Consider the following 3,143-nt stretch of genomic DNA (forward strand, 5'->3'; position numbering starts at 1 on the left):
GTTGCGATCGCCAGCGCCGAATTGTGTAGCTGGATCGCGCCTTGCAGCGGCAGACGGTACCGAATGATCTTCTCGATCTGAACCACACCGTGTTCAGGCGGCTCCGAAGCGTCCTCAGATTCCAGAATCACCGTTTCCTCTTCAATGCCGCGATATTCTGCCCAGCCGTTGCCTAAATCCCGTGCAGGCAGAGGATAGGTGGTCGAACAGCTCAACTCAGTAAGGCGACGATGCACAACTGCCGCAGCCTCCGGAGGCAGTTGTCCAATGACAGCAGGACAGTGCGGTTTGAGAATTCCCGCTTTTTCTCTAGCAATATCCGCTAGCGTTGGACCCAATCGCTGCCAATGTTCCCGACTGAGAGACGTGATGACGCTAACCAGCGGGTAATCACAAACGTTGGTTGCGTCCAACCGCCCACCCAATCCCACTTCGATCACGGCGATGTCCACCTGCTCCTGAGCAAAGTAGAGCCATGCGGCTGCCGTGATCACTTCAAACTGGGTCGGCGGACAGTTGGCATCGATTACGTCCATCACCTGTTGCAGCGATCGTGCCAAGTCCGCTGGTGTAATCGGCTGTTCATTAATGCAGATCCGCTCGCACCAGTCCACTAAATGTGGCGACGTGTAGCGCCCAACGCGGTAGCCTGCGTGAGTCAGAACTGCTGACACATAGGCGCACACCGAACCCTTGCCGTTGCTTCCAGCAACATGCACAATCGGCACTTGGTGCTCGGGGTTGCCCAATGCGGCTAAAAGCTGCTGGATGGACTCCAAACCCAGCTTTACCCCAAAGTGCTCAAATGTTTGCAGCGTTGCGTCAATATCCACAGGGTTTTGCTCATGCCTGAAGTCCAGTCTACATTGCCATACGGCTCACAGCGATCGTGGATAAGAGCAGGCAGTAACGCTAGCAAAAGTGAGACACCATTCCGACTATGTTGGGAACTTCTAAATTTCTTGTATAAATTTAGCGCAATAAAGAAAAATTTGACCGTAATACCACGGATATCCTATGATTTCTACAACCGAAAAACACTCAGTGTTTTGACGCATCTTTATAAACTTGTCCTTCCCTGGCTCAGTAACTCTATTTAGCCCAAGGATGGTAAGCGCAACCTCTTCCGCTCGCAAAATGCGCGAACGGTTCAATTGCTTGCTGCGTCCGCAAAGCGTTCAACAAATGTTGACATTCAGTCGATAGCCACTCGCCGTATCAAAGGAGAATTCAGTAGCAATGGTATCCAATCTCAGCTTGACTCCGGTGCCCAATCGCACTCATTCAAGCAGTCCGTGTGGGACTGGGCGATCGTTCAGGCGCGCTTGGATTACCCATCTGCTGGTCTTAGCTGTGATTGGCTTGCATCAGGAGCGCGGACAGGCAATGACGTTGGTTCTAACCGGCTTAAGCAGTTCTTCCGTAGACTCGACGATCGTGGCTTCTACTACGGAGAACTTGCCTGTGACACAGCTCGATCGGTGGAATACCCACCATGAGCCAGAAAATAGCCCTAACGAAGCAGCGCCAGAAAGTGACCTTGGTGAGCCGGATGCCCTGCGGCAAGCATTGCTGTGGTCCTACAACACCGCAACGCTTGCCCGCAGTCGATCGACGCTGATGCAAACCTCCAAGTCAGCCCTTAGTCAATCGTTGCTGCCAGCCGCGTCGCCGACGCAGAACTTAACGCTAGCTCCATCGTTAGAGAATCGCACTGCCGCGCAGCACCCGTCTTCCTTGACTAACTCAGTCAGCGATCGTCCTCTAGGCGCAAACGCTCAACCTAGACAGGCAGCGTTACTAGGTGATGACACAGAGTTTTCAGTGTCTGCGTTACAGCTAGCCATCACCCAGTCTGATACTGCTTCAAATCTCGTGGTCGGACTCGGTTCTGCTCTGTGTATCGTTGGTGCCGTGCGGCTTCTAACTAAGCTACTGCTAGAAAGTAGCTGAATGGAAAAACGCTAAAGTCGATTTCAGTACTCTAGTTCAGTGCCCTAGCACACCTGGCAAAAACAAGAGTGTCGGCAACAGCCTGTTTGTGTGTGAGTCATTACTGAAGCAACAATGGCTGTAAAGGCTTCAGCCTCTACTTGGGTTCCACGATCGTCCCCAAAAACAGCAGGGTTCCCGTGCGATTATCGCGGATAGCACAGAAAAAGGGACGGTCCACCGTCATTTTGAACGGCGTATCGACACGTACGGATGTAGTAACGATGCCAACTGAGGTAACCGCTGCTGCTTCGGTCCCTTTTTCATTCACTTCAATGAACGTTTTGTGCTTCACCTGATCGATCTTCATCGGGGTTGTGCTCAGCCTGTCAAAGCTGGCGCGGCGCGGATCAAACGCAATGTCCATCCCTAAAGCCGATAGCGTATTTTTTAGCTCGACATCGTACTCCAGCGTGAAGCGGGGAATTTGCACGGTGCCCGATCGCATGCGGAACTGCTGCATCCAAGTCTGCCAGTTTTCCGGCGTTAGGGCTTTGGTGAATTTAGCCAGCGTGGACTTGGACTTGGGCAAGAAAACGTACAGGCTCATCCGTCGATCGCCATAGGGCAGACTGACTGCTTGGAACTGCTCGGTTTCGTAGTAGCGGTAGTCGCCAGTGCGAGACATCAGCGGCAGCGTTTTGGAGGTGCCGTTGGTTCGGTAGAAGGGTTTGTTCGTCGTCTCACGTTTGTCGAACTCGTTTGTCCAGTCACCTTTGAAGTAAATGGCATTGACCAGGAACAGCACATCATCCGGCTTGAGTTGGTCTACGATCTGACGAATTTTGCCCTGCGTTTTTTGCCGCACCCAATCATTGATCTGAGTTGCTGCTTGGGGACTGCCAAAGTCCAAATCCGTAATTTCAGCACTGTAAAACTGCTGATTGTTCTGAAGAAAGTCTGGCTTAAATTCAACGCCCTGACGTGCCCAAAGAGAGTTTGCGATCGACAATTGCACGTTTTTACCAGGATTCTCTAACGCCGATCGCAGCGCGGCATTTGCTTGATTCACTTCTGCTAAGCTCATGCCCTGAAGCTCCAGCGCTTTCGCCATTGCCTGCTGCGTATTGCCGCTAGCTCCGTTGTAGGTCATGGCAAGCGCGATCGCGACACTCGATGGCGACACAAACACCGTCTGATCTTGATTCTGC

3 protein-coding genes are annotated in these 3,143 nt (G+C 52.3%); 1 reads left to right on the plus strand and 2 read right to left on the minus strand.

The window, feature by feature from the left end:
* A partial coding sequence (locus H6F43_RS14285) for a Mur ligase family protein (protein WP_347272417.1) occupies positions 1-833 on the minus strand: 833 nt, incomplete at its 3' end.
* 406 nt (positions 834-1,239) lie between these two features.
* On the opposite strand from H6F43_RS14285, the gene H6F43_RS14290 reads away from it, so the two are divergent.
* Positions 1,240-1,953: a hypothetical protein gene (locus H6F43_RS14290; protein WP_190343405.1), complete on the plus strand. Its 714-nt coding sequence runs from the start codon at positions 1,240-1,242 to the stop codon at positions 1,951-1,953.
* Between the two features lie 136 nt (positions 1,954-2,089).
* Here the strand turns inward: H6F43_RS14290 and H6F43_RS14295 are convergent.
* Positions 2,090-3,143 (minus strand): serpin family protein (locus H6F43_RS14295; RefSeq protein WP_190343406.1); only part of this gene is annotated, 1,054 nt, incomplete at its 5' end.

It is taken from the genome of Leptolyngbya sp. FACHB-36, assembly GCF_014695955.1.
Classification (GTDB): domain Bacteria; phylum Cyanobacteriota; class Cyanobacteriia; order Leptolyngbyales; family Leptolyngbyaceae; genus FACHB-36.